Genomic DNA, 4,483 nt, shown 5'->3' with positions numbered 1-4,483 from the left:
TCACTTCAGTCGTCATTGGCCGCAGTTCTTCATTGATATAATCCAGCGCAACAACGGTACGGCCTATCAAAGGAATATCTTCACAAAATTCCTGCTCTTGCGTGCTCTCAGGTTGATAACCAGTAAAATGCATGGTGTAGGGCCCTATCGTAAGCTTACACATATCTTCGGCCAGTGACAGCCCACCATGTGCATATAGCTGCATTGAATATGCCATCCCTAATGCAACCATAAACATTGATTTATAAATAGATTTCATTACATTTACCAACATTATTTTTTCCTCAACGACAATAATAAATATTTTATTATATGATTATTTCATTGATAAAACACTTATTTTAATCTTTTTAATGATGTGCAGCCCGCCATTTACGTAGCCGCTTCAATAGCTTAAGCTTATGGATCAGCCATGCCAATATCAGCAATCCCATCACCGGTGCTATGGAAGCACGAAGCAGCTTCATATAATCAACCATTTCAACACGCAATCGGTATTGATACTTTAAGGGTGGAATGCCCTCTGCCGTCACAATGACTGAATACAATCCTTTTTCCAGCTTACCGGTGCCGTTAATGACTCCATCCGGGTGAAGTTTAGCGGGTAGCTGCATCACAATGTCTCCATCCGTTTCGCTGCCACGATATACTTTTACGCCAACAGGCATGTTGCGCACCGCTGAATCAATGAGATCGATGACTAAATAGGTATCTCCTGCTAATGGAATATCTGTACAGTAATGCCCACCCTCGTCATATTGCGGCTGATAAGTGCTTAGATGCACCATGTTTTCACCTATCTGGCGCACGCACGGGTCTTCCTCTAAAGAAACTTTTCCATGGGCAATCACACTACCCGCGTAAAGCATCGCAACAAGAACAAAAGCCGCAATACTCGCCTGTGTTAATTGCTTTACCACGACAAATTCTCCTGTTAATAATTAAAACGAGTATGATTTAAAAAAAAACCGGCACACCTTTCTGTCTCACGACAGGGGTGCACCGGTTGTATTGCTTTTTGCTACTTATTAAAGCTTGGTAAAGACCGGGATAACCGCACCAGCAATGCTGTTAAGATAGCGATTTCCATTTTCATCCCAAGACATCAACAAACCGCCAAAACGGCTTTCCGGGTCACCCAACAGAGCCATCAGACGTTGAATTTCCCATAAGGCGTCTTTAGCTTCCATTTTGATTTGTTTGGTTTCACCAGGTTGAATTGCTGATTCGTCATCAAACGTCAGGCCAATTGCAATCAGTTCCCGTGGATAGCTCGCATCCAGGTATTGACGACCAGTAGAGTTGATGAAACGAATACCCGCTGTCGTGAATTCTCCAAATTTGACTGGGCTGTCACCATTGTTGGTAACTTCCATGGTCACACGCAGTGCACGTCCCGGTACGTCGTAGTTAGCGTAAGTTACTTGAATAGCGACTGGGTTTGGTGCAACTGGCAATGGAGCTACTTTTGATTCACCCGCCTGGATTGGCACTGTATACGGATGTTTAGTTTCCGTATAGCGATAGCTGCCCCACACCAATGCCAAGGTTAGAATTGCCACAACCCAGGCAAGTTTAGTATCCAGTGGATCAATCAAGGGCTCATCACCATAAGCCAACAACACACGGCTACGCGGTAAGAACATTGGACGGGCAACAAAGATACCTATCCAGAAGCAGCCTAACGTCATCCAGATGATGTGCCAGGTAAGGCCATTGGTAAAGTTGAAAGTCTCGGTATCAATGGTCTCTCCTGTCAATAACTTGACCGGGTTGGTAAAGTCGTCCCAGCTACCCGTGATATTCATCCATGCACCGGGTCCTGCAATTGGACCTGCATCCAACACGCTCAACATGGCATGCATGTGATGACGGCCTGGAATACGTGCTTTCAGAGCGACTTCAACTTCATAATCACGACCAACTTCCATCGGTCCGGCAATGAACCACGGCTGACCATTGATCTTGGTGCTCAGACGAACAAACACCGGACTTGGGCTTCCCACGTTGAAGAAAGCACGGTTAGGTTTAGCTGCCGCACGTGGCCAATCCTCAGCCAAATGGAATTTGCCTTGTATTTTGGCTAAATCATTGACTTTGGTAATTTCTGGCGACCATTTGATGTCATACCATTGAACAGTACGCATCCGCAAGAATGGTTCTTGAGAACGTTCCCCGTGAGCTGCAACCGGAGTGACATCGACTACCAAGCTTACTGCTAGTGCTGCTGCTGCGTAAGCGACTCCATAAAGTCCCATCACGCTTCGTTTGTATATGTTTTTTACATTCATTATTTGATCCCCTGTGCGAAACCTTCTTCACCAAACGCGGTAACGTCATCTCTTTGCACGATACGTCCTCTTTTGCCTTTAACATAGAAGAATGCTGTGCAATAAACTTTACCAAGGTACCACCAAACAACGAATACCAGCATCGATACAAACGCTGCGAAGAATGCAGCAATTACTGTGGTATGACCACCGAAGGTACGCAGTGAGCCTTGCTCAATATGGCGCACGTATTCAGGTGTACCGGTACGGACATAAAGGTGTGCCATGTAGTCTGCCATTGAAAGCAATACACCTTCAACAACGACTGGCAAGTGGGTTGGTCCAAAAATCACCCAGTTACCTGGATAGAACAACAAACCAAAGAAACCACCACCAACCAGTGCAGTAATCAGCCAGCTACGGGTCAGATACATAGTGATATCCAGCATCAATGCGCCTGGGATCATGGTGCTAGGGGTCACAAAGTTAAGTGGGTAGTGTGACCACCAGTAAAATCCCCAGTAACGCGTCAGCCATTCTCCAACCAACAGGCAGACAATACAAAGTGTTGCGCCAAATGGTTGACGATAGTTAACCCAGAGGTAATACATGATCGCTGAACAGTAGGTAATGCCTACAATCGGTGTAACCACCGGCCACCATTGACGATCTTTCCAGTCCATCCAGAAATCCCAGTCACCTGCCAGCAACATAAAGTGCATGTGGTAGGTTCCAACCAAAAGGATACACAAAATCGGAAAATAGATCAGATCAATCGACCGCGACATGTGCACTGCTTCCGGTGGCATCTTGGCTGCTTTCAGAATATCATTCGTTCTGAACATGCCTGTCATGAAACCTTCACCTTTTGACAGCAACGGCACAAACAGAAACAAAATAGGTATAAATAATAGTACCCATACTACGCTTTCATTCATAACTCCCTCTCTTTTTTTGTAGCTTGTGATATTAAATATGACATGACGATTCCTTCTTTTTCTAAGTGTTCTTAACTGCCGACTATTTCACGTATCCCCAACATAAGTCGACTCGCCTTATTCCATTCCTACTTCTGGTTTCCCAGAAGCAGGAATAAAAATCAGACTATAAGCCCATAGAATTAAGGAACAATCCTGTTGTTAAGGATTTCCTTGCTTGCATTGTTCCAGACTACGTCCGTCAAATTGGAGTAACGGGTGATGATCTGAGCAGCAATACCGCCTGAGAATAAACCGGACCAGCCCAGAATCACAAAGCCCCAGTGCAATGGCGCGCTAAAGAGCTCTTCCATGAACCAGAAGGCATGACCCCATTCGTTCAAGCCTACGTTTGGCAGAATCATGAGTGGTCCTGCAATTGCCATTACCAGCGGGAAGGAAATGCCTCTGCTGTATAAAGGCAGACGGGTCATTGCATACAGGTATGAAGCAACGCCACATACGATGTACATCGGGAAGGAACCATAGAACACCACAACATGGCTAGGTGTGAAACTGGTATCACGAATAATTACCTGGTGCCATGATGCATCTTGTTCGGTGAAGAAGCTACCGCCCCAGTATACGCCAAAGAGGTATATACCAAGCCACATCAACCAGTAAAAATAACGTTTGATTTCCAGTTTTGGATCCAAATTGTCCAGTTGCTCCTTGGTATCACGGGTTTTCCAGAGCCAACCCCAGGTAACCAATGCAAATAACGGCATAACTGTCATGTGTACACGCCACAATCCCATCCAAATTCGATCAAACTCAGGTTCCATCGAATCCATACCATGGGAATAGGCAAATGTCCGCTGGTACCAGATCCAGAAGATCGCTACCGCCAGCATTGTTGCCATTCCAAATTTATACCATTTCGAGTCATACCACAGCGCCATGTCATAGCCTCTAGCGCTAGACGCTGCGCTGCTTGTTCCCATTGTAGTTGCCATTTAAATTTCCTCCTGTTTTTCATTTATTAGAAAAAGTATATCGTTACTTACCTACGATATTACTCTTACTCGCTATCTCATCATCCCATAAAAACCTTCCTGTCTTCATGGCTTCCGAATAGCTTTCCTTTAAATTACTCCTTTTTTTGTTCCAGCTAAAAAGTTCAACACCTCAACACCCTTTGCTGGCTACACTCTACAGGCTAGTCACCTTCATCATTTTAGTCAAGTAGTTTTTCCATATTTATAGCAGGGGATTTCAGCAAAAAATAAAATCTAT

Annotated in this window: 4 protein-coding genes and 1 pseudogene; all 5 read right to left on the bottom strand. The window is 44.8% G+C overall.

What is annotated here, in order from left to right:
• A pseudogene (locus tag BLV54_RS14530) lies at nucleotides 1-259 on the bottom strand (hypothetical protein); the annotation flags it as partial.
• Nucleotides 260-350: 91 nt separating this feature from the next.
• A complete protein-coding gene (locus tag BLV54_RS14525; protein WP_090572319.1) occupies nucleotides 351-920 on the bottom strand; it encodes a hypothetical protein in 570 nt (189 codons plus the stop codon).
• A gap of 108 nt (nucleotides 921-1,028) precedes the next feature.
• Nucleotides 1,029-2,291 carry a methane monooxygenase/ammonia monooxygenase subunit B gene (locus BLV54_RS14520; RefSeq protein ID WP_090572318.1) on the bottom strand — a complete coding sequence of 421 codons (1,263 nt, stop codon included), beginning with the start codon at nucleotides 2,289-2,291 and terminating at the stop codon, nucleotides 1,029-1,031.
• Entirely contained in the window at nucleotides 2,291-3,208 is a 918-nt protein-coding gene (locus BLV54_RS14515) for a methane monooxygenase/ammonia monooxygenase subunit A (protein WP_256329539.1), read from the bottom strand. The genes BLV54_RS14520 and BLV54_RS14515 overlap by 1 nt, the downstream gene beginning before the upstream one ends.
• 182 nt (nucleotides 3,209-3,390) lie before the next feature.
• The gene (locus BLV54_RS14510; protein WP_090572317.1) at nucleotides 3,391-4,203 is read right to left on the bottom strand and encodes a methane monooxygenase/ammonia monooxygenase subunit C; all 813 of its coding nucleotides are present in this window, start codon (nucleotides 4,201-4,203) and stop codon (nucleotides 3,391-3,393) included.
• Nucleotides 4,204-4,483: the final 280 nt, after the last annotated feature.

The sequence above is a fragment of the Nitrosomonas sp. Nm33 genome (assembly GCF_900107265.1).
Taxonomy (GTDB): Bacteria; Pseudomonadota; Gammaproteobacteria; order Burkholderiales; family Nitrosomonadaceae; genus Nitrosomonas.
This window is presented reverse-complemented; position numbering and strand designations above follow the sequence as displayed.